The sequence below is a fragment of the Rhodococcus sp. NPDC003383 genome, assembly GCF_053589115.1.
The window spans coordinates 66,838-86,714 of sequence record NZ_JBSFRG010000004.1; the positions used below are offsets into that span (position 1 = coordinate 66,838).

Consider the following 19,877-nt stretch of genomic DNA (forward strand, 5'->3'; position numbering starts at 1 on the left):
GTCAGCCCTCCGCGCCGGCGGTGTGCGCCGCAAGCTGCTCGGCCGTGGCCGCGATCAGTTCGTTCCAGGACACCTCGAACTTCTCGACGCCCTCGTCCTCGAGCTTGCGGAACACGTCGTTCAGATCGATCCCGGCCTTCTTCAGCGCGGAGAACACGTGCTCGGCGGCGGTGTCGGTGCCCGTGACGGTGTCGCCGGTGATCTCACCGTGGTCGGCGACCGCCTCGAGGGTCTTCTCCGGCATGGTGTTGACGGTGTGCGGCGCCACCAGCTCGGTCACGTACAGCGTGTCCGGGTATGCGGGGTTCTTCACACCGGTCGACGCCCACAGCGCGCGCTGCGGCCGGGCCCCGGCGGCGGCGAGCTGCTCGAAACGCGCACCGGATTCGAAGGCCTTCCGGTAGGCCGCGTACGCCAGGCGAGCGTTGGCGACCCCGGCCTTGCCGCGCAGGGCCAGTGCCTCGTCCGTGCCGATCTCCTCGAGCCGCGCATCGATCTCGGTGTCCACGCGGGAGACGAAGAACGACGCCACCGAGTGGATCTTCGACAGGTCGTGCCCGGCGGCCTTCGCCGCGGTCAGACCGTCGAGGTAGGACTCGATGACCCGCTCGTACCGGTCCACCGAGAAGATCAGCGTCACGTTCACGCTGATGCCCTCGCCGATCACCCGGGCGATCGCGGGCAGGCCGGCGACCGTCGCAGGAATCTTGATGAACAGGTTCGGGCGGTCGACGATCTTCCACAGCTCGATCGCCTGCTTGACGGTGGCGTCCGTCTCGTGGGCGAGTCGCGGATCGACCTCGATCGAGACCCGGCCGTCGACACCGTCGGTCGCCTCGTACACCGGTGCCAGCACGTCGCACGCGGCGCGCACGTCGTCGGTCGTGACGGTGCGGATCGTGGTGTCGACGTCCGAGCCGGCGGCAGCCAGTTCGGTGATCTGCGCGTCGTAGGCGTGGCCCTTCGACAGCGCCGCCTGGAAGATCGACGGGTTGGTGGTGACCCCGACGACCGAACGGGTCGCGACGAGCTCGGCCAGGTTGCCGGACTCGATGCGCTCGCGGGACAGGTCGTCGAGCCACACGGACACGCCTGCGGCCGACAGTGCTGCCAGATTCGCGTTCTGCGTGGTGGTTTCCTGCGTCATGACGATCTATCCCTTCAGTCGCGTCAGCGAGCGGCGTGCAGCGTCGGCGACGGCCTCGGCGGTGATGCCGAACTCGCGGTACAGGGTCTTGTAGTCGGCGGAAGCGCCGTAGTGCTCGAGCGACACGGCCTCGCCGGCGTCGCCGATCAGGCGGTACCACGGCAGCGCCAGCCCCGCCTCGACGGACACGCGGGCCTTCACCGACGGCGGCAGCACCTCGTCGCGGTACGCCTGGTCCTGCTCGAGGAACCAGTCGAGAACCGGCACCGACACGACGCGGGTCGGGACGCCCTCGGCCTCGAGGACCTCACGCGCGGCGACGGCGAGCTGCACCTCGGAACCGGTGGCGAGCAAAAGCACCTCGGGGGTGCCGGTCGACGCCTCGGCGAGCACGTAGGCGCCGCGGGCCACACCCTCGGCGGCCTTCTCGCGGGTGCCCTCGAGCACCGGCACGTCCTGACGGGTCAGGGCGAGCGCGGTCGGGCCCGTCTTGTTCTCCAGCGCGGCCTTCCACGCGAACGACGTCTCGTTGCCGTCCGCGGGGCGGATCACCGCGAGGTTCGGGATCGCGCGCAGCGCGGTGAGGTGCTCGACCGGTTGGTGGGTCGGGCCGTCCTCGCCGAGACCGATCGAATCGTGCGTCCACACATAGATCGACGGGGTCTGCATGAGCGCGGCCAGGCGCACCGCGGGACGCATGTAGTCGGAGAACACGAGGAACGTGCCGCCGTACGGGCGGGTCGGCCCGTGCAGCGCGATGCCGTTGAGGATCGAGCCCATGGCGTGCTCGCGGACACCGAAGTGCAGGGTGCGGCCGTACGGGGTGGCCGTCCAGTCCTTGGTCGAGATCGACTCGGGACCGAACGACTCCGAACCGGGGATGGTGGTGTTGTTCGAACCCGCCAGGTCCGCGGACCCGCCCCACAGCTCCGGCAGGATCGGGCCGAGCGCGGCGAGCGCGTTGCCGGACGCCTTCCGGGTCGCCGGGCCCTTCTCGGCCGGCTCGTAGGTCGGCAGGGCGTCGGTCCAGCCTGCCGGGAACTCGCCGGCCTGCAGGCGGTCGAACAGTTCCTTGCGCTGCGGCTCCCGCTCGGCCCACGCGTCGAACGCGGCCTGCCAGTCGGCGCGGGCCTTCGCCCCGCGGTCGACGACGCGGCGGGTGTGCTCGATCACAGCGGGATCCACGTCGAAGTTCTTCTCGGGATCGAACCCGAGGAACTTCTTGACCGCGGCGACCTCGTCCGCGCCGAGCGCCGCGCCGTGCACGTCGCCGGTGTTCATCTTCGTCGGGGCCGGGTAGCCGATGACGGTGCGCAGTAGGATCAGCGACGGCTTGTCGGTGACGGCCTTCGCCGCCTCGACCGCCTCGAGGATCGCGGTGACGTTCTCGCCGCCCTCGACGGTCTGCACGTGCCAGCCGTACGCCTCGTAGCGCTTGGCGGTGTCCTCGCTGAGCGCGATCGCGGTGTCGTGCTCGATGGAGATCTTGTTGTCGTCGTAGAAGACGATCAGGTTGCCCAGTTCCTGCACCCCGGCGATCGACGACGCCTCGGAGGTGACGCCCTCCTCGATGTCACCGTCGGACGCGACGACGTAGATGTGGTGGTCGAACGGGCTGGTGCCCTCCGCCGCCTCCGGGTCGAACAGGCCGCGCTCCCGCCGAGCGGCCATCGCCATGCCCACCGCGGAGGCCAGACCCTGGCCGAGCGGGCCGGTAGTCATCTCGACACCCGCGGTGTGCCCGAACTCGGGGTGGCCGGGGGTCAGCGAACCCCACGTGCGCAGCGCCTCGAGGTCGGCCAGCTCCAAGCCGTAGCCGGACAGGTAGAGCTGGATGTAGAGGGTCAGGCTCGAGTGGCCGCAGGACAGGACGAACCGGTCGCGGCCGACCCACTGCGGGTCGGTGGGGTCGTGGCGCAGCACCCGCTGGTACAGCGTGTACGCCAGCGGCGCCAGGCTCATCGCGGTGCCGGGATGCCCGTTGCCGACCTTCTGCACGGCGTCCGCAGCAAGCACACGGGCGGTGTCGACGGCCTTGGTGTCCAGATCGGTCCAGTCGGCGGGGTGGACCGCCGCGGTGAGGGTGCGGATCTCGTCGGTGATCGACACGAGCTTCAAGTCTCCTGACATGGGTGTACGGGATGCCTGCGACCGCGAATGCGTCGCGCGCCCTCCCAGCCTAATGGCCGCGGCGGCCCCGTGCGGCCTACGGGTCGATTCGGCCGAGGCCTGTCCGCGGTCTACCATCGACCGTAGTAGTGCGCGTCCGTGATCGGGCGGCGGTCGGCGGGCGAGCGAAGGTGTGTATTCGCGTGGTGCAAGGAGACAGTGTGCGGGCAGGGCGACGGCCGGGAGGACACGGCTTCGGTGCCCCGGAAGCCCCCAGCGCCCCGCGGCCGGACACCCCGTGGGGCCGGATCTCGGGCACCGTGCTCGCCTACATCGCGCTGACCAAGCCGCGCGTCATCGAGTTGCTGCTGGTCGCGACCATCCCGGCGATGCTGCTCGCCGACCGCGGCAACGTCGATCTCGTTCTCATCCTCAGCACCCTGTTCGGCGGCTGGATGGGCGCGGCGAGCGCGAACTCGCTCAACTGCGTCGTCGACGCCGACATCGACAAGGTGATGAAGCGCACCGCGCGGCGTCCGCTGGCGCGGCAGGCCGTGCCCACGCGCAACGCGTTCGTGTTCGGCATGGTGCTCGGCATCGCGTCGTTCGCGTGGCTGTGGTGGCGCGCGAATCTGCTCGCCGGGGCGCTCGTCGTCGCGACCATCGCGTTCTATGTGCTCGTCTACACGATGGTGCTCAAGCGTCGTACCTGGCAGAACGTGGTGTGGGGCGGCGCTGCCGGCTGCATGCCGGTGATGGTGGGCTGGGCCGCGGTGACCGGGTCGCTGAGCTGGGAGCCGATCGTGCTGTTCCTGGTGATCTTCTTCTGGACTCCGCCGCACACCTGGGCGCTGGCGATGCGCTACAAGGAGGACTACAAGGCGGCCGGCGTGCCGATGCTCCCCGTGATCGCCACCGAGCAGCACGTCACCAAGCAGATCCTGATCTACACGTGGGCGACGGTGCTGGCCACGCTGGTGCTCGTCCCGGCGGCAGGCGTCGTGTACGCGGCGGTCGCGGTGCTCGCCGGTGCCTGGTTCGTGTTCATCGCCCACCAGCTGTACAACAGCGTGCGCGGGGGCGCGTCCGTCAAGCCGCTCAAGCTGTTCCTGCAGTCGAACAACTACCTCGCGGTGGTGTGCCTGGGCCTGGCCGTCGACTCCGTGCTGGACCTGCCCACCATCGCCTCGTACCTCTGATCTGCTGAACCGACAGCAACGGCGCCGCTCTTCCCGACGGAAGGGCGGCGTTCGTTGCGCGGTGTGCCTTTGTGGCGGCCAGGGCCGCCAATAAGGCACACGGGCGCCTACGGCGCCAGCACGATCGAACCGGTGGTTTTGCGGCCCTCGAGGTCGCGGTGGGCCTGCGCCGCCTCCGCGAGCGGATAGCGCGCCCCGACGCGGATCTTCAGATCACCGGCGGCGATGGCCGCGAAGACGTCACCGGAGCGCCACAGCAGCTCCTGGCGGTCCCGCGTGTAGTGCACCAGGGTGGGGCGGGTCAGGAACAGCGATCCGGCGGGGTTGAGCCGCTGCGGATCGAACGGGGGCACCGGGCCGCTCGCGGCACCGAACAGCGCGAGCGTGCCGCGGATCCGCAGCGACGCCAGCGACGCCTCGAAGGTGTCCTTGCCGACCCCGTCGTACACGGCGGCGACGCCCTCGCCGCCGGTCAGTTCCCGCACCCGCTCGGGAAGGTCGTCGCCGTAGCGGAGCACCTCCGCGGCGCCGGCCTCCCGCGACAGCGCCTCCTTCTCGTCCGAGGACACGGTGGTGATGACCCGTACCCCCTTCGCGGTCGCGAGCTGGGTCAGGATCAGGCCGACCCCGCCGGCGCCCGCGTGCATGAGCACCGTCTCCCCGGGCTGCGCCGGATACGTCGACTCGAGCAGGTAGTGCGCGGTCATGCCCTGCAGCAGCGCGGAAGCGGCCTGGTCCGCGGGTACCTCGTCCGGGACCGGCACCGCGACCGCTTCCGGCACGACGACCAGTTCCGCGTACGAGCCGGGGGCCGCGGCCCAGCACACCCGGTCGCCGACCGCGAACTCGCTGGTTCCGGGCCCGACGGCTTCGACGCGGCCGGTGCCCTCGGACCCGGGTACGTAGGGCAGATCCGTCGCGTACAGGCCGGTGCGGAAGTAGGTGTCGATGTAGTTGACGCCGATGGCGTCCGTGCGGACCAGCAGCTCACCCGGCCCCGGAACGGGATCGGGGAGCTCGGCGGGAACGAGGACGTCGGGACCACCGAACCGTGTCACTTCGATTGCGCGCATGGGCCCACAGTATTCTGCAGGCATGAGCGCTGAAACTCAGGTCGCGGCCGCACCCGCACCCGCCGACGTCGTCTCCTCTCTCCGTTCCTTCGTCGCCGCGCACGGTGATACCGCCAAGGCGGTCCTGCAGCCGATCGGGGAAGCCGGGGTGCGCGTGACCGTCGTCGCCGCCGACGGCACCCTGGGCGATCGTGTCGTCGCCGACCTGGCGACCGCGCACGCGGTCGTCGAGGCGCTGCCGAACGTCACGGTCTCGGACTGGGATCGCGAGGTCACCAGCATCGCCACCCCGCAGCAGGGCCACTGGAAGAAGATGGCCGGCTGGGTCGCGAACCAGACCCGCTTCCCGAAGGCGCGCAACGAGCGCTGACGCCGCCGACACGCGAAACGCCGCGGGCCCACCTCCGTTCCAGGAGGTGGGCCCGCAGCGTCGGATCGTAGTCAGGCGGTGGTGACGGCCTCCGGGCGCGGGGCGGCGACGCGGACGCGGCCGGCGCACCATACCGCGGCGGTCGCGGCCGTGCACAGACCGGCACCGGCCACGTGCAGCACCACGAGCACCGCGGGCACATCCGTCCAGAACTGGACGAGGCCGATGAGCGACTGGGCCAGGACCAGGCCGATCAGCACCTTCAGCCGCAGCTTCACCGCGGCCGGGGCGGCGACGGCGTACAGCGCGAACGCCAGGCCCACCAGGAGCGCCAGGTAGCCGACGAGCAGTTCGGCGTGCAGGTGCACGAGCGTGGTGATGTCGACGTCGAGCCGCGGCACCGGGCGTTCGACACCCTTGTCGCCGGCGTGCGGGCCGGCGCCGGTGACCATCGTTCCGGCGATCAGGACGCCGGCCAGCACGGCCGCGGACAGCGCGGTCAGCCACCGCAGCGGCTGGGGGAGCACCTGCTCGACGACCCCGTCGTCGGGTTCGCCGACCTTGACGAACAGCACGACCGCGAGCCACACCATCAGCATCGAGGCGAGCATGTGGATCGCGACGGTCCACCACGCCAGCCCGGCGAGCACCGTGATGCCGCCGATCACGGCCTGCAGCACGGTGCCGGCGGGCATCAGCCACGCCCAGGCGACGACCTCGCGGCGGCGACGGGCACGGGTCACGGCGAGCACGATCGCGGCGGAGACGGCGACGACGACGAACGTCAGCAGGCGGTTTCCGAACTCGACGATCTGGTGGATGGTGTGCACGTTGCTGGACACGCCGACCGGCACCAGGGAGCCGGGGAAGCACTGCGGCCAGGTGGGGCATCCGAGGCCCGACGCGGTGACCCGCACGACCGAGCCGGTGACGGCGATGCCGCCCTGCACGACGATGGTGAGGAAGGCGATGATCCGCTGGATCCGCAGCGACGGAAGCGGAAGTCGGTCGACGAGGTTCAGGTAGCCGCGATACAGCACGTTCACGATGGTACGGGTCCGTCCACTACGCGCTGTAGTTGGGCTGGTGGGGTCGGGCCGTCACGTGAATCGGAAGAAGCGCCGGGCCAGCACCGCGCCGACGACGGCCCAGACTGCGAGGATCGTCATCGCGAGCCAGTCCATGCCGCCGAGCACGGCCTCCTCGAGGCCGAGGGCCAGCGCTCCGGACGGGGTCACCCGCGCCAGGTGCACGAGGGCGTCGGGCAGGCCGCCCCCGGCGAGCACCACGCTGCCGATGCCGAGCAGCACGAACCAGATGATGTTCGCCAGGGCGAGCACGATCTCGGCGCGCAGGGTGCCGCCGAGCAGCAGCCCGAGCGTCGCGAACATCACCGTGCCGAGCGCGATGACGACGGCGCCGAGCAGCAGTCCCAGCAGGCTCGGACGCCATCCGAGGGCCACTCCGATAGCACCGAGCAGAATCGATTGCATCGCCACTACGATCGCCACCGCGGCGCTCTTACCTGCGATGATGCCCCACTTCGGGAGGGCGGTCGCGCCGATCCTTTTCAGTGCACCGTATCTGCGGTCGAATCCGACGGCGATGGCCTGACCGGTGAACGCGGTGGACATCACCGCGACCATCATCACCGCCGGCAGGACCCGTTCCACGCGGGGATCACCGAGATCACCGATCGGCAGCAGGGTCAGGCCGATCAGCAGGGTGATCGGGATGAACATGGTCAGCAGCAGCTGCTCGCCGTTGCGCAGCAGCAGCTTGAGCTCCATGCGCGTCTGCGCCGCGAGCATCGCCGCCGGCGTGTTCGGTCGCGGGGCGGGCGCGAAGGTCCCGGCCTCGAACCGGTTGCCCGCCAGCCGATCGTGATGCGTCACGCTCACCCTCTCAACTCCCGTCCGGTCAGGTCGAGGAAGACGTCCTCGAGGCTGCGCTGGTACACGCGGATCTCGCTCACCAGCGCCCCCTGGTCGGCGCACCACGACGCGGCCGCGGTGACCACCGCGGGATCGATCGCGCCCTCGACCAGGTAGCGGCCCGGCTGCTGCTCGCGCACGCGGAACCCGTCGGGCAGCACGGTCCGCAGCGGCGCGAGGTCGAGCCCCGCGGATGCGGACAGCCACAGCTGCTGCTCGGATCCGGTCCGCGCCACCTCCGCGGGTGTTCCGGCGGCGACGACCCGTCCGTGGTCGATGATCACGACCTCGTCGGCCAGTTCCTCGGCCTCGTCCATCAGATGCGTCGTCAGCAGCACCGAGACGCCGTCGCGGCGCAAGGCGTCGATCAGTTCCCACACCAGCAGCCGGGCCTGGGCGTCGAGACCCGCGGTCGGCTCGTCGAGGAACACCAGTTCCGGGCGGCCGACCAGCGCGCACGCCAGCGCCAGCCGCTGCTGCTGACCGCCGGAGAGCCGGCGGTAGGGGGTGCGGCGGGCCTCGTCGAGCCCGAGGCAGTTCAACAGCCACGCCGGGTCGATCGGATTCGCCGAGTACGAGGCGACCAGGTCGAGCATCTCGCCGGCCTTGGAACCGGGGTAGGCGCCGCCGCCCTGCAGCATGACCCCGATCCGGGGCCGCAGGGCCTCCGAATCGGCGATCGGATCCAGGCCGAGCACGCGCACGGTGCCGGCGTCGGGGGTCACGAAGCCCTCGCACATCTCCACGGTGGTGGTCTTGCCGGCGCCGTTGGGGCCGAGCAGGGCGAGCACCTGGGCGCGCTCGACGGTGAGGTCGAGCTCGTTCACGGCGGTGGTGTCGCCGAATTTCTTGACGACGCCGTTCAGGCGCACCGCAGGCGCCGTACCGGCAGGGGATCTCGAGGTCACGGGTTTCCAGCGTAGGCGTCGGGGGATTCGGCGGGGCGCGGTGGTGTGCGGTCCTCCTCGCGCCACGGCAACCGGTTCCGGGTGAACACGATGAGCAGCCCGACGACGACGACCGTCGCGATCGCGGCCTGCACGATGATGAACGGCTGGTACTCGCCGCCGTTGGGCATCAAAATCACGCTGACCAGCGACGAGAAGGCCACCGTGGGGATCCGGAAGATCGGCCGGGTGGCCCACGCGGCGAGCGGGATCACCGCCCACAGCAGGTACCAGGGCTGCACGACGGGGAACAGCAGAACGATCGCGCCGAGCGAGACTCCGAGCCCGCCGACGGGGTGGATCCGCCCGACGAGCACCGCCAGCAGCATCCGGATTGTGACGAATGCCGCAATCATGGCGGCGATCGGCCGGGTGATCGACAGGATCGCGGTGGTGTGATCGCCCAATCCGAGCAGCACCCCCGCCAGACCGGTCCCGACCCCGAGCAGCGTGGGGATCGACATCCAGCTGCGCACCTCGGTCGCGGTGCCCAGCGTGTTCGTCCAGCCGAGCCCGAGTCCGCTGCCCCAGCTCACCACGGTGATCACCGTCAGCGACACCGCCGCCAGCAGGGCCGCCGCCGCCAGCACCGCCCGCGCGGTGGCGCCCCAGCGTCGTGCCAGCGCCATGCCGACGAATCCGAGCGCGAGCAGCGACGGCACCTTGATCATCGACGACAGTGCGATCAGCGCGGCGCCGGCGAGGAGCCACGCGAGGTAGCGGCCCCGCAACGGCGTTCCCGGACCGCCGGCGTGGATGCCGCGCAACGCCAGTTCGAGCCCGGCGAGCATCAGTCCGAGCATGAGCGCCTCGTTGTGGATGCCGGCGACCAGGTGGAACAGCAGCAACGGATTGGCGGCGCCGAGCCACAGCGCGGTCACCGACGCGACACCGCAGCGCCGGGCCAGCCGCGGCAGCGCCCACACGATCAGGGCGACACCGCCGAGCGCGAGCAGTCGGTGCAGGAAGATGCCGAACACGATGTTCTCGCCGGTCAGGAACGTGATGCGTTCCCCGATCCACAGGAACGCCGGCCCGTAGGGCGCGGAGGTCTCGCGCCAGATGTTCGGCACGGTCCGGGTGAGCACGTGGTCGACGCCGAGCGCGCCGGCCGGCCCGATCGCATACGGATCCAGCCCGCGCGCGGCGATCTCGCTCTGCGCCAGATAGGAGTAGACATCCTTGCTGAACATCGGCGGCGCGACGGTCAGCGGCAGAATCCACAGCAGCAGGGTGCGGTCGAGCTGCGATCGGGACAGCCGGCGGGGCTGGCCGTCGGGATCGCGCCGGCCGACGGCGAAGCGGCCGAGCAGCAGCCAGGCCAGCACGACCAGGACGGTGCCGGTCATCGCCAGGGTCAGGGCCGCGCTCGGCATCCGGGCCGGCAACCCCAGCAGCCGCACGCCCTGGACCGGGTTCTGCAGCACCGGCTGGGCGCCCGCGCCGAGGGCGCCGACGCACATCAGGACCGCGCCGGTCGCACCGAACAACCGGATCCGGTGCAACTGGGTGATCTCGGTGGCGTCGAGGCCGCGGCCTTCGCGTTCGTCGCCGTGCAGCACGGTCACCACGTCGGTGTGGGGACCGCGACCGTCGAGCCCGAGCGCGCGCTTGCCCAGCGTCACGGCCCGGATGCCGACGGTTTCGAAGGCACGGGCGGTCTCGGAGCGGCCCGTTTTCGGGGCCGGGCCGGCCGTGCTGGGTTCGTCGATGGTCGGCGGCACCCGAGCAGCCTATCGGGCCGGTCACGGGCCTATTCCCGGTCCGGCCCGGGGTGTGGGGAAGGGCACCCTTGGTGGACCGGGTTTCCGAATTCCGTCACACTGGTGTTGTGAAATCAGCGACCGAACACCCCGTCGACGAGAAATGCGCAGGTCACGTGCCTGACGCAGGCCTCGCCGCGTCGCGTTCGGGTCGCGATTCGTCGCCGCAGCACGCGCAGCACGAGGGCCAGACCCGCGCGGCGGTGGTGCAGCTGCTGCTCGAGGAGGGCCCGATCACGGCCCCGGAGATCGGCAAGCGGCTCGGACTCAGCGCCGCCGGTGTGCGCCGGCACCTGGACGCGCTCATCGACAGCGGTGAAGCCCAGGCAGCGGCCCCGCCGCGCCGGCAGGACCGCGGTCGCGGGCGTCCGGCCCGCCGGTTCCAGCTGACCGCCGTCGGCCGCGCCCGCCTCGGGCACACCTACGACGACCTCGCCGGCGCCGCGATGCGGCACCTGCGCGAACTCGGCGGCGACGCCGCCATCGAGGACTTCGCGCGCCGCCGCGTCCGGTCGATCCTCGCCGGTGTCGAACCGGCCGCCGGATCCGACGAGATCGAAGCCACCCTCGAGGACATCGCCGAGGCGTTCAGCGCCGCCGGATTCGCCGCATCCACGCGGCGGGTCGGCACCGGCATGCAGGTCTGCCAGCACCACTGCCCGGTCTCGCACGTCGCCGAACAGTTCCCGGAACTGTGCGAGGCGGAACAGGAAGCCTTCGTCGAGATCCTCGGCACCCACGTCCAGCGGCTCGCGACCATCGCCAACGGCGACAGCTTCTGCACCACCCACGTGCCGCTGCTCCCGGACCCGGCGACCCGCGCCCGGACCGACAGCGACCCCTGACCGCCGAGCGGTGACCCCCAGCAGCCCAGCCCGTCGGCATCCCAGTCCGCGCCGACAACGAACAAGACTCCGGAAGGAGCTCGCATGACCCTCACATCGGACCAGGCGTCCGGCGCAGGTGCGCCGCTGACGCAGGAGGAGACCATCGCGTCCCTCGGTCACTACGACTACGGCTGGTCGGACCCGGACGCGGCAGGCGCTGCCGCGCAGCGCGGCCTGTCCGAGGCGGTCGTGCGCGACATCTCCGCCAAGAAGAACGAGCCGGAGTGGATGCTCGACATCCGCCTCAAGGCGCTGCGCACGTTCGACAAGAAGCCGATGCCGGTGTGGGGTTCGAATCTCGAGGACATCGACTTCGACAACATCAAGTACTTCGTCCGCTCCACGGAGAAGCAGGCCACCTCCTGGGAGGAACTGCCCGAGGACATCAAGAACACCTACGACAAGCTGGGTATCCCGGAGGCGGAGAAGCAGCGCCTCGTCGCCGGTGTCGCCGCCCAGTACGAGTCCGAGGTGGTCTACCACCAGATCCGCGAGGACCTCGAGTCGCAGGGCGTGATCTTCCTGGACACCGACTCGGGCCTGCGTGAGCACCCGGAGATCTTCAAGGAGTACTTCGGCACGGTCATCCCCGCCGGCGACAACAAGTTCTCCGCGCTGAACACCGCCGTGTGGTCGGGTGGCTCGTTCATCTACGTGCCGCCGGGAGTGCACGTCGACATCCCGCTGCAGGCCTACTTCCGGATCAACACCGAGAACATGGGCCAGTTCGAGCGGACCCTGATCATCGTCGACGAGGGCGCGTCCGTGCACTACGTCGAGGGCTGCACCGCGCCGATCTACAAGTCGGATTCGCTGCACTCGGCGGTCGTCGAGATCATCGTCAAGAAGGGCGGCCACTGCCGCTACACGACCATCCAGAACTGGTCGAACAACGTCTACAACCTGGTCACCAAGCGCACCAAGGTCGAGGCCGGCGGCTCCATGGAATGGATCGACGGCAACATCGGTTCCAAGGTGACGATGAAGTACCCGGCCGTGTGGATGATGGGCGAGCACGCTCGCGGCGAGGTCCTGTCCATCGCCTTCGCAGGCGAGGGCCAGCACCAGGACACCGGCGCGAAGATGCTGCACCTGGCGCCGCACACCTCCTCGACGATCGTCTCCAAGTCGGTCGCGCGCGGCGGCGGTCGGGCCTCCTACCGCGGGCTGGTGCAGGTCAACAAGGGTGCCCACGGCTCGAAGTCGACGGTCAAGTGCGATGCGCTGCTGGTCGACCAGATCAGCCGCTCGGACACCTACCCGTACGTCGACATCCGCGAGGACGACGTGACGATGGGTCACGAGGCGACCGTGTCGAAGGTCAGCGATGACCAGCTGTTCTACCTGATGAGCCGCGGCCTGACCGAGGACGAGGCGATGGCGATGGTCGTGCGCGGCTTCGTCGAGCCGATCGCCAAGGAACTCCCCATGGAGTACGCCCTCGAGTTGAACCGACTGATCGAACTGCAGATGGAAGGGGCAGTCGGCTAAATGGCTGCGAATACCGCAAACACCCCCTCGGGGGTGCAGGACGCCGTGCGCGGCGAGAACACCCGTGTGCCGGCCGCCAACAAGGGTGAGCTGTTCACGTCCTTCGACGTGAATGCCTTCGAGATCCCCGGCGGCCGCGACGAGGCGTGGCGGTTCACCCCGCTGCGCCGCCTGCGCGGGCTGCACGACGGCAGCGCCGTCGCCTCCGGCACCGCGACCGTCGAGGTCTCCGAGGTGGAGGGCGTGCAGGTCGAGACCGTCGGCCGCGACGACGAGCGCCTCGGACAGGGCGGGGTCCCGTTCGACCGCATCGCCGCCCAGGCGTACTCGTCGTTCGAATCCGCCACGGTCGTCACCGTCGGCCGCGAGGTCGAGGTCGCCGATCCGGTCACCATCACGATCACCGGCCCGGGTGAAGGACAGGTCGCCTTCGGGCACCTGCAGCTGCGGCTCGAGCCGTTCGCGAAGGCCACCGTGATCCTCGATCAGCGGGGGAGCGGCACGTACGCGGAGAACGTCGAGTTCGTCGTCGGCGACAGCGCACACCTGAACGTCGTCGCCGTGCAGGACTGGGCCGACGACGCCGTGCACGTGGCCGCGCACCACGCGCGACTGCACCGCGACGCGACCCTGCGGCACTTCACCGTCGGTCTCGGCGGCGACCTGGTGCGCATCTCGCCGACCGTCAAGTTCGACGCGCCCGGCGGCGACGCGGAGCTGCTCGGCCTGTACTTCGCCGACGCCGGTCAGCACCTCGAGCAGCGTCTGCTCGTCGACCACTCGCAGCCGCACTGCAAGTCCAACGTGGTGTACAAGGGCGCGCTGCAGGGCGACCCCGAGTCCGGCAAGCCCGACGCCCACACCGTGTGGATCGGCGACGTGCTCATCCGCGCCGAGGCCGAGGGCACCGACACCTTCGAGCTCAACCGCAATCTGGTGCTCACCGACGGCGCCCGCGCCGACTCGGTGCCGAACCTCGAGATCGAGACCGGCGAGATCGTCGGCGCCGGCCACGCCTCGGCGACCGGCCGCTTCGACGACGAGCAGCTGTTCTACCTGCGCGCCCGCGGCATCCCCGAGGATCAGGCCCGCCGGCTCGTGGTGCGCGGCTTCTTCCACGAACTGATCGAGAAGATCACCGTCCCCGAGGTCCGGGAACGGCTCGAGGCCGCCGTCGAAGCCGAACTCGCCGCCGTCGGCGCCTGAGCGCGAACCGCCCACACACTTTCGTAAGGAACCGATTCACCGATGTCCACCCCCCAGAACGTCCTCGAGATCAAGGACCTGCACGTTCGCGTCGCCCAGACCGACGAGAACGCCGAGCCCATCAACATCCTCAAGGGCGTCAACCTGACGGTCCGCTCCGGCGAGACGCACGCCATCATGGGCCCCAACGGCTCCGGCAAGTCGACCCTGTCGTACGCGATCGCCGGCCACCCCAAGTACGAGGTGACCTCCGGCAGCATCACCCTCAACGGTGAGAACGTGCTCGAGATGAGCGTCGACGAGCGTGCCCGCGCCGGCCTGTTCCTGGCCATGCAGTACCCGGTCGAGGTGCCCGGCGTGTCGATGTCGAACTTCCTGCGCACCGCCGCCACCGCCGTCCGCGGCGAGGCCCCCAAGCTCCGGACCTGGGTCAAGGAGGTCAAGGAGGCGATGACCGAGCTGGACATCGATCCGGCGTTCGGTGAGCGCAGCGTCAACGAGGGATTCTCCGGCGGCGAGAAGAAGCGCCACGAGATCCTCCAGCTCGGCCTGCTCAAGCCGCAGATCGCCATCCTCGACGAGACCGACTCCGGTCTCGACGTCGACGCGCTGCGCGTGGTGTCCGAGGGGGTCAACCGCTACCAGGAGCGCGAGCACGGCGGCGTCCTCCTCATCACCCACTACACCCGCATCCTGCGCTACATCAAGCCGCAGTTCGTGCACGTGTTCGTCGGTGGCCGGATCGTCGAGTCCGGTGGACCGGAACTCGCCGACGAGCTCGAGACCAACGGTTACGTCCGTTTCACCCAGGCCGCGGCAGGAGCCTAGACACATGACCATCCCGGTGAGGGAACTCGATGTCACCAGGATCCGGAAGGACTTCCCGATCCTGGCCCGTACGGTGCGCGACGGAAAGCCGTTGGTGTACCTCGATTCGGGTGCGACCTCTCAGCGGCCGATCCAGGTGCTCGACGCCGAACGCGAGTTCCTCACCACGTGCAACGCGGCCGTGCACCGCGGCGCCCACCAGCTCGCGGAGGAAGCCACCGACGCGTACGAGGGGGCCCGTGCCGCGATCGCCGAGTTCGTCGGCGCCGACACCGACGAGCTGGTGTTCACGAAGAACGCCACCGAGTCGCTGAACCTGGTCACCCACGTGCTCGGCGACGAGCGGTTCACCCGCGCGGTCGGCCCCGGCGACGAGATCGTGATCACCGAACTCGAGCACCACGCGAATCTGGTGCCGTGGCAGGAACTGGCCCGGCGTACCGGCGCCACGCTGCGCTGGTACGGCGTCACCGACGACGGCCGCATCGACCTCGATTCGCTGGAGCTGTCCGACGCCGTCAAGGTCGTCTCGTTCACCCACCAGTCGAACGTGACCGGTGCGGTCGCGCCGGTCGAGGAACTGGTGCGCCGCGCCCGCGCGGTCGGTGCGCTGGTCGTGCTCGACGCGTGCCAGTCGGTGCCGCACATGCCGGTCGACTTCCACGCCCTGGACGTGGACTTCGCGGCGTTCTCCGGTCACAAGATGCTCGGTCCGTCCGGCGTCGGCGTGCTGTACGGCAAGCGGGCGCTGCTCAGCGCGATGCCGCCGTTCATCACCGGCGGTTCGATGATCGAGACCGTGACGATGGAGGCGACCACCTTCGCGGCGCCGCCGCAGCGGTTCGAGGCCGGGGTGCCGATGACCTCGCAGGTCGTCGGGCTCGGCGCCGCCGTGCGCTACCTCAACGAGATCGGGATGGACGCGGTCGCCGCGCACGAACACGAACTGACCGCCCTCGCGCTCGAACTGCTCGGCGCCATGGACGGGGTCCGCATCATCGGCCCCACCACCACCGAGCGTCGCGGGGGAGCGGTGTCCTTCGTCGTCGACGGCATCCACGCCCACGATCTCGGGCAGATCCTCGACGACGAGGGTGTCGCGATCCGCGTCGGGCACCACTGCGCGTGGCCTCTGCACCGGCGTTTCGGTGTCGCCGCGACCGCGCGGGCGTCGTTCGCGGTCTACAACACCACCGACGAGGTGCGTGCCCTGGCCGCGGCGATCCGGCGGGCCCAGGAGTTCTTCGGAACCCACCCGCCGCTGGACATTCACGAGACCACGATCGACGGGGCGTCCTGACATGCGGATGGAACAGATGTACCAGGAAGTGATCCTGGATCACTACAAGCACCCGCATCACCGCGGTCTGCGGGAACCGTTCGGCGCCGAGGTGCACCACGTGAACCCGACCTGCGGCGACGAGGTGACCCTGCGGGTGCATGTGACCGACGACGGGATCGTCGGCGACGTCTCCTACGACGGTCAGGGCTGCTCGATCAGCCAGGCCGCGACCTCGGTGCTGACCGATCAGGTGATCGGGCTGCCGGTCGAGCAGGCGCTCGCGACGGTCGACAGCTTCGCCGAGATGGTCGGCAGCCGCGGCACCGTCGAAGGCGACGAGGACGTGATCGGCGACGGCATCGCGTTCGCCGGCGTGTCGAAGTACCCGGCGCGCGTGAAGTGCGCGCTGCTGGGCTGGATGGCGTTCAAGGACGCCGTGGTGCAGATCGTGGACGGCGCACCCGTTCCGAGCGGAGGACAGAACTGATGACCCAACAGGCTTCCGAGACCGGCACCCCTGCCGCCGAGGCATCGGCCCCCGAAGCAGCGGCCCCCGAGGCGGCGACCACGACCACCGACGCACCGCCGATGGACCCGCAGCGCCTCGACGAACTCGAGGAGGCGATGCGCGACGTCGTCGACCCCGAACTGGGCATCAACGTCGTCGACCTGGGCCTCGTGTACGGCATCACCGAGGACGACGAAGCGGTCACCATCGACATGACCCTCACCTCGGCCGCCTGCCCGCTCACCGACGTGATCGAGGACCAGTCCCGCAACGCCCTGGTGAAGAGCGGACTGTGCGAGGAACTGCGCATCAACTGGGTGTGGATGCCGCCGTGGGGTCCCGACAAGATCACCGACGACGGACGCGAGCAGTTGCGGGCGCTCGGTTTCACCGTCTGACGACACGGTGACCACCTCCCGGGATCGCATGACGGATCCGCTCGGTGAGGCCGCGCCCGGAGTGGCGGCCGCAGCGCTCGAACAGGAGGTGTTCGCGCTGTGGCGCCGCGGCCGCTCGTACATGGCCGCGAGCGCCCGCGCGGTCGATCCCAAGCTGGATCCGGTGTGCTACCCGCTGCTGGTGCTGCTGCGCGACGCCGACGCGATCGCGATGTCCGAACTGATCGGTGCGCTGGGCATCGAGAAGTCGACGCTGACCCGGCGCATCGACAGCGCCGCACGGCTCGGCCTGGTCGAGCGCATCCCGGACCCGCACGATGCGCGGGCCCGGCTCGTCGCGTTGACCCCCGAGGGCCGGCGGCGCCTGGAGCAGCAGCGGGCGGAGACGTTCCGGCGGTGGCGTGAACGCCTGTCGGCGTGGGACCCGGACGATGTCCGTCAGCTGGCGACACTGATGCACCGTCTGGGCGGCATTCTGGACTGACGGTCCCTGCGAGCCGCGCGGTGAAGGCAAGGATACGGGGCCTTCGTCACCGGTCGTTAGTTGTATCGATCAACCAAATTTTCTATGGTGGCACAGGATCGATCGACAAGGGATGGACATGCTGGCTCCGGAAACCGCAGAAGACCTGATCGCGGCAGTGCGCGCGCTGGTCCGACGCAGCCGCAGCCTCAACGTCCGCGCCCAGCAGGCCGACCCCGAGGCCATGCCCAACTGGCTGGTCGCCCTGCTCGCCCACCTCGAGCACGGCGGCGGATGCCGGCTCGGCGACCTCGCGGACCGGTTGGGGGTGACCGCCTCGACGCTCAGCCGGCAGGTCGCCTACGCCGAATCTCTCGGATACGCGCGGCGGGGCGCCGATCCCGACGACCGCCGCGCCGCGTGCCTGACCCTCACCGAGGGCGGCGCCGAGGCGCTGCGCAGCCACCGCGCGCGGCTCGTGCGGTTGCTGCAGGAGGTCGTGCCCGACTGGACCGACGAGGAGGGCCGCGACCTGGTCGACCGGCTCAACCGGCTCGGTGCCGCCGTCGATCGCTTCCGCGACGCCCCCCTCTGACGGTCCCGTCCGTCCCCGACATCGACATCACTTCCGACGAGGAGCGACCATGACCGCATCCGTGCCCCCGGCTCCCGACACCGAGGCCACCCCGCCGGACGACACGCAGACGGGGATGACCCACCGTCAGCGCATCAACGCGCTCGTCGGCCTGCTGCTCGGCATGTTCGTGGCGTTCCTGTCCTCGACGATCGTGTCCAACGCGCTGCCGACGATCATCATGGATCTGCACGGCACCCAGGACCAGTACACCTGGGTCGTGACCGCGACCCTGCTCGCGTCCACCGCGACCACCCCGATCTGGGGCAAGTTCGCCGACCTGGTCAGCAAGAAACTGCTGGTTCAGTTGTCGCTGATCCTGTTCACGCTCGGCTCGATCCTCGCCGGGCTGTCCCAGTCCGTCGGCATGCTCATCGGCTGCCGCGTGATCCAGGGGCTGGGCCTCGGCGGGCTGCAGGCCCTCGTCGTGATCGTCATCGCCTCGATGTTCAGCCCCCGCGAACGCGGTCGCTACCAGGGCCCGATCGCGGCGGTCATGGCCGTCGCCACGGTGGCCGGGCCGCTGATCGGCGGTGTCATCGTCGACACGAGCTGGCTCGGCTGGCGCTGGACGTTCTTCATCGGTGTGCCCCTCGCCGTCGCCGCCTTCGTCGTCGTGCAGCGCACCCTGAACCTGCCGGTCGTGCGCAAGCAGGTGAGCATCGACTACCTCGGCGCCACCCTCATCGCGGCCGGCGTGAGCGTCCTGCTGATCTGGGTGACCCTGGCCGGCAAGAACTTTGCGTGGGGATCGGGCATGTCCTACGGCCTGGTCGCGCTCGGCGTCGTGTTGCTGGCCGTGGCGGTGTTCGTGGAGAGCCGCGCGACGGACCCGATCATCCCGCTGAAGCTGTTCCGGGACCGCACCACCACCCTGGCGACCCTGGCGAGCATCGCGGTCGGTGTCGCCCTGTTCGGCGGTGCCGTGTTCCTCGGGCAGTACTTCCAGATCGCCCGTGGCTACAGCCCCACCGCCGCGGGCCTGCTCACCGTGCCGATGGTGCTCGGTTCGACCGTGTCCGGGGCCCTGTCCGGCGCGCTCATCACCCGCTTCGGCCGTTGGAAGATCTATCTCGTCGTCGGTGCGGTCGCGATGACCGTCGGCTTCGGGCTGCTCGCGACGATCGACCACAGCACCGACATCGGGCTGATCCTGGTCTACCTGTTCGTCCTGGGCCTCGGCATGGGCATGACGATGCAGAACCTGGTGCTCGCCGTGCAGAACTCCGTCGCCCCGCACAATCTCGGCGCCGCCAGCTCCACGGTCACCTTCTTCCGGTCGCTCGGCGGCGCCGCGGGTGTGTCCGTGCTCGGCGCGGTCCTGTCCAACCACATCGTCGACCTGATCACCAAGGGTCTCGCCGCCCTGGGCATCGAGGTTCCCGCCGGCTCCGGCGGGGCCGGACTGTCCAACCTGCAGGAACTCCCGGCGCCGATCGCGGCGGTCGTGCGCGGAGCCTACGGCGACGCGACCGCCCGGATCTTCCTGATCGCCGCGGTCCTCGGCGCGCTGGCCCTCGTCGCGATCCTGTTCATCAAGGAGGTCGCGCTCAACACCCGCACCGGCCTCGAACAACTCGACGACGCCCGCAAGGCCGCCGCCGACACGGCGACGGTCGGCGACTAGATCGGGGACCG

At 70.1% G+C, this 19,877-nt stretch carries 19 protein-coding genes; 12 read left to right on the forward strand and 7 right to left on the reverse strand.

All coding sequences use genetic code 11. The features are described 5' to 3' along the window. Nucleotide 1: 1 nt before the first annotated feature. Both tal and tkt read right to left on the reverse strand, forming a co-directional pair. On the reverse strand, nucleotides 2–1,147 hold the full coding sequence (gene tal, locus ACWDTS_RS05250) for a transaldolase (RefSeq protein ID WP_197253152.1): 1,146 nt from the start codon (nucleotides 1,145–1,147) through the stop codon (nucleotides 2–4). A 6-nt stretch (nucleotides 1,148–1,153) separates the two neighbouring features. Next, complete coding sequence (gene tkt, locus ACWDTS_RS05255; RefSeq protein ID WP_450110166.1) at nucleotides 1,154–3,256, reverse strand: transketolase; 2,103 nt, start codon at nucleotides 3,254–3,256, stop codon at nucleotides 1,154–1,156. 221 nt (nucleotides 3,257–3,477) lie between these two features. Between tkt and ACWDTS_RS05260 the strand changes: the two genes are divergently transcribed. Next, nucleotides 3,478–4,455 (forward strand): heme o synthase, encoded by a 978-nt coding sequence (locus ACWDTS_RS05260; protein ID WP_197253153.1) that lies wholly within the window; start codon nucleotides 3,478–3,480, stop codon nucleotides 4,453–4,455. Nucleotides 4,456–4,562: 107 nt separating this feature from the next. Here the strand turns inward: ACWDTS_RS05260 and ACWDTS_RS05265 are convergent, their stop codons facing one another. Then, nucleotides 4,563–5,528 (reverse strand): quinone oxidoreductase family protein, encoded by a 966-nt coding sequence (locus ACWDTS_RS05265; RefSeq protein WP_197253154.1) that lies wholly within the window; start codon nucleotides 5,526–5,528, stop codon nucleotides 4,563–4,565. 22 nt (nucleotides 5,529–5,550) lie between these two features. Here ACWDTS_RS05265 and ACWDTS_RS05270 point away from each other — a divergent pair, with 22 nt between their 5' ends. Then, nucleotides 5,551–5,898, forward strand: a complete 348-nt coding sequence (locus tag ACWDTS_RS05270; RefSeq protein WP_197253155.1) for a hypothetical protein — start codon at nucleotides 5,551–5,553, stop codon at nucleotides 5,896–5,898. A 71-nt stretch (nucleotides 5,899–5,969) separates the two neighbouring features. On the opposite strand, the gene ACWDTS_RS05275 is transcribed toward ACWDTS_RS05270, so the two are convergent. The 4 genes from ACWDTS_RS05275 to mptB are packed head-to-tail and all read right to left on the reverse strand — an operon-like array spanning nucleotide 5,970 to nucleotide 10,503. Further along, nucleotides 5,970–6,938, reverse strand: a complete 969-nt coding sequence (locus ACWDTS_RS05275) for a COX15/CtaA family protein (protein ID WP_197253156.1) — start codon at nucleotides 6,936–6,938, stop codon at nucleotides 5,970–5,972. A 60-nt stretch (nucleotides 6,939–6,998) separates the two neighbouring features. After that, complete coding sequence (locus tag ACWDTS_RS05280) at nucleotides 6,999–7,799, reverse strand: ABC transporter permease (protein ID WP_450117724.1); 801 nt, start codon at nucleotides 7,797–7,799, stop codon at nucleotides 6,999–7,001. Further along, a complete protein-coding gene (locus tag ACWDTS_RS05285; RefSeq protein WP_450117725.1) occupies nucleotides 7,796–8,740 on the reverse strand; it encodes an ABC transporter ATP-binding protein in 945 nt (314 codons plus the stop codon). Before ACWDTS_RS05285 ends, ACWDTS_RS05280 begins: the two co-directional genes overlap by 4 nt. After that, entirely contained in the window at nucleotides 8,737–10,503 is a 1,767-nt protein-coding gene (gene mptB, locus ACWDTS_RS05290) for a polyprenol phosphomannose-dependent alpha 1,6 mannosyltransferase MptB (protein ID WP_450117726.1), read from the reverse strand. The genes ACWDTS_RS05285 and mptB overlap by 4 nt, the downstream gene beginning before the upstream one ends. A 71-nt stretch (nucleotides 10,504–10,574) precedes the next feature. On the opposite strand from mptB, the gene ACWDTS_RS05295 reads away from it, so the two are divergent. From ACWDTS_RS05295 to ACWDTS_RS05340, 10 genes are all read left to right on the forward strand, one after another. Next, nucleotides 10,575–11,387, forward strand: a complete 813-nt coding sequence (locus ACWDTS_RS05295) for a helix-turn-helix transcriptional regulator (protein WP_450117727.1) — start codon at nucleotides 10,575–10,577, stop codon at nucleotides 11,385–11,387. 84 nt (nucleotides 11,388–11,471) lie between these two features. Then, nucleotides 11,472–12,920, forward strand: coding sequence for a Fe-S cluster assembly protein SufB (gene sufB / locus ACWDTS_RS05300; protein WP_450117728.1), 1,449 nt, complete (start codon nucleotides 11,472–11,474; stop codon nucleotides 12,918–12,920). Then, nucleotides 12,921–14,126, forward strand: a complete 1,206-nt coding sequence (gene sufD, locus ACWDTS_RS05305) for a Fe-S cluster assembly protein SufD (protein WP_197253162.1) — start codon at nucleotides 12,921–12,923, stop codon at nucleotides 14,124–14,126. It begins immediately after the preceding gene. A 42-nt stretch (nucleotides 14,127–14,168) separates the two neighbouring features. Further along, nucleotides 14,169–14,954 carry a Fe-S cluster assembly ATPase SufC gene (gene sufC, locus ACWDTS_RS05310; RefSeq protein WP_248673920.1) on the forward strand — a complete coding sequence of 262 codons (786 nt, stop codon included), beginning with the start codon at nucleotides 14,169–14,171 and terminating at the stop codon, nucleotides 14,952–14,954. Between the two features lie 4 nt (nucleotides 14,955–14,958). Next, nucleotides 14,959–16,254 carry a cysteine desulfurase gene (locus tag ACWDTS_RS05315; protein WP_197253164.1) on the forward strand — a complete coding sequence of 432 codons (1,296 nt, stop codon included), beginning with the start codon at nucleotides 14,959–14,961 and terminating at the stop codon, nucleotides 16,252–16,254. Nucleotide 16,255: 1 nt separating this feature from the next. Beyond that, nucleotides 16,256–16,723 (forward strand): Fe-S cluster assembly sulfur transfer protein SufU, encoded by a 468-nt coding sequence (gene sufU, locus ACWDTS_RS05320; RefSeq protein ID WP_197253165.1) that lies wholly within the window; start codon nucleotides 16,256–16,258, stop codon nucleotides 16,721–16,723. Further along, nucleotides 16,723–17,142, forward strand: coding sequence for a metal-sulfur cluster assembly factor (locus tag ACWDTS_RS05325; protein ID WP_197253167.1), 420 nt, complete (start codon nucleotides 16,723–16,725; stop codon nucleotides 17,140–17,142). The genes sufU and ACWDTS_RS05325 overlap by 1 nt, the downstream gene beginning before the upstream one ends. 28 nt (nucleotides 17,143–17,170) lie before the next feature. Further along, the gene (locus tag ACWDTS_RS05330; RefSeq protein WP_197253169.1) at nucleotides 17,171–17,626 is read left to right on the forward strand and encodes a MarR family winged helix-turn-helix transcriptional regulator; all 456 of its coding nucleotides are present in this window, start codon (nucleotides 17,171–17,173) and stop codon (nucleotides 17,624–17,626) included. Nucleotides 17,627–17,744: 118 nt separating this feature from the next. Further along, the gene (locus ACWDTS_RS05335) at nucleotides 17,745–18,200 is read left to right on the forward strand and encodes a MarR family winged helix-turn-helix transcriptional regulator (protein ID WP_197253171.1); all 456 of its coding nucleotides are present in this window, start codon (nucleotides 17,745–17,747) and stop codon (nucleotides 18,198–18,200) included. A 115-nt stretch (nucleotides 18,201–18,315) separates the two neighbouring features. Beyond that, nucleotides 18,316–19,866 carry an MFS transporter gene (locus ACWDTS_RS05340; protein ID WP_450117804.1) on the forward strand — a complete coding sequence of 517 codons (1,551 nt, stop codon included), beginning with the start codon at nucleotides 18,316–18,318 and terminating at the stop codon, nucleotides 19,864–19,866. Nucleotides 19,867–19,877 lie beyond the last annotated feature (11 nt).

Excerpts from the sequence above, each read along its gene's own strand:
- tal (WP_197253152.1), bottom strand. The coding sequence starts at position 1,147 with ATGACGCAGGAAACCACCACGCAGAACGCGAATCTGGCAGCACTGTCG.
- ACWDTS_RS05265 (WP_197253154.1), bottom strand. The coding sequence starts at position 5,528 with ATGCGCGCAATCGAAGTGACACGGTTCGGTGGTCCCGACGTCCTCGTT.
- ACWDTS_RS05270 (WP_197253155.1), top strand. The coding sequence starts at position 5,551 with ATGAGCGCTGAAACTCAGGTCGCGGCCGCACCCGCACCCGCCGACGTC.
- sufB (WP_450117728.1), top strand. The coding sequence starts at position 11,472 with ATGACCCTCACATCGGACCAGGCGTCCGGCGCAGGTGCGCCGCTGACG.
- sufD (WP_197253162.1), top strand. The coding sequence starts at position 12,921 with ATGGCTGCGAATACCGCAAACACCCCCTCGGGGGTGCAGGACGCCGTG.
- sufC (WP_248673920.1), top strand. The coding sequence starts at position 14,169 with ATGTCCACCCCCCAGAACGTCCTCGAGATCAAGGACCTGCACGTTCGC.
- ACWDTS_RS05315 (WP_197253164.1), top strand. The coding sequence starts at position 14,959 with ATGACCATCCCGGTGAGGGAACTCGATGTCACCAGGATCCGGAAGGAC.
- sufU (WP_197253165.1), top strand. The coding sequence starts at position 16,256 with ATGCGGATGGAACAGATGTACCAGGAAGTGATCCTGGATCACTACAAG.
- ACWDTS_RS05325 (WP_197253167.1), top strand. The coding sequence starts at position 16,723 with ATGACCCAACAGGCTTCCGAGACCGGCACCCCTGCCGCCGAGGCATCG.
- ACWDTS_RS05330 (WP_197253169.1), top strand. The coding sequence starts at position 17,171 with ATGACGGATCCGCTCGGTGAGGCCGCGCCCGGAGTGGCGGCCGCAGCG.
- ACWDTS_RS05335 (WP_197253171.1), top strand. The coding sequence starts at position 17,745 with ATGCTGGCTCCGGAAACCGCAGAAGACCTGATCGCGGCAGTGCGCGCG.
- ACWDTS_RS05340 (WP_450117804.1), top strand. The coding sequence starts at position 18,316 with ATGACCCACCGTCAGCGCATCAACGCGCTCGTCGGCCTGCTGCTCGGC.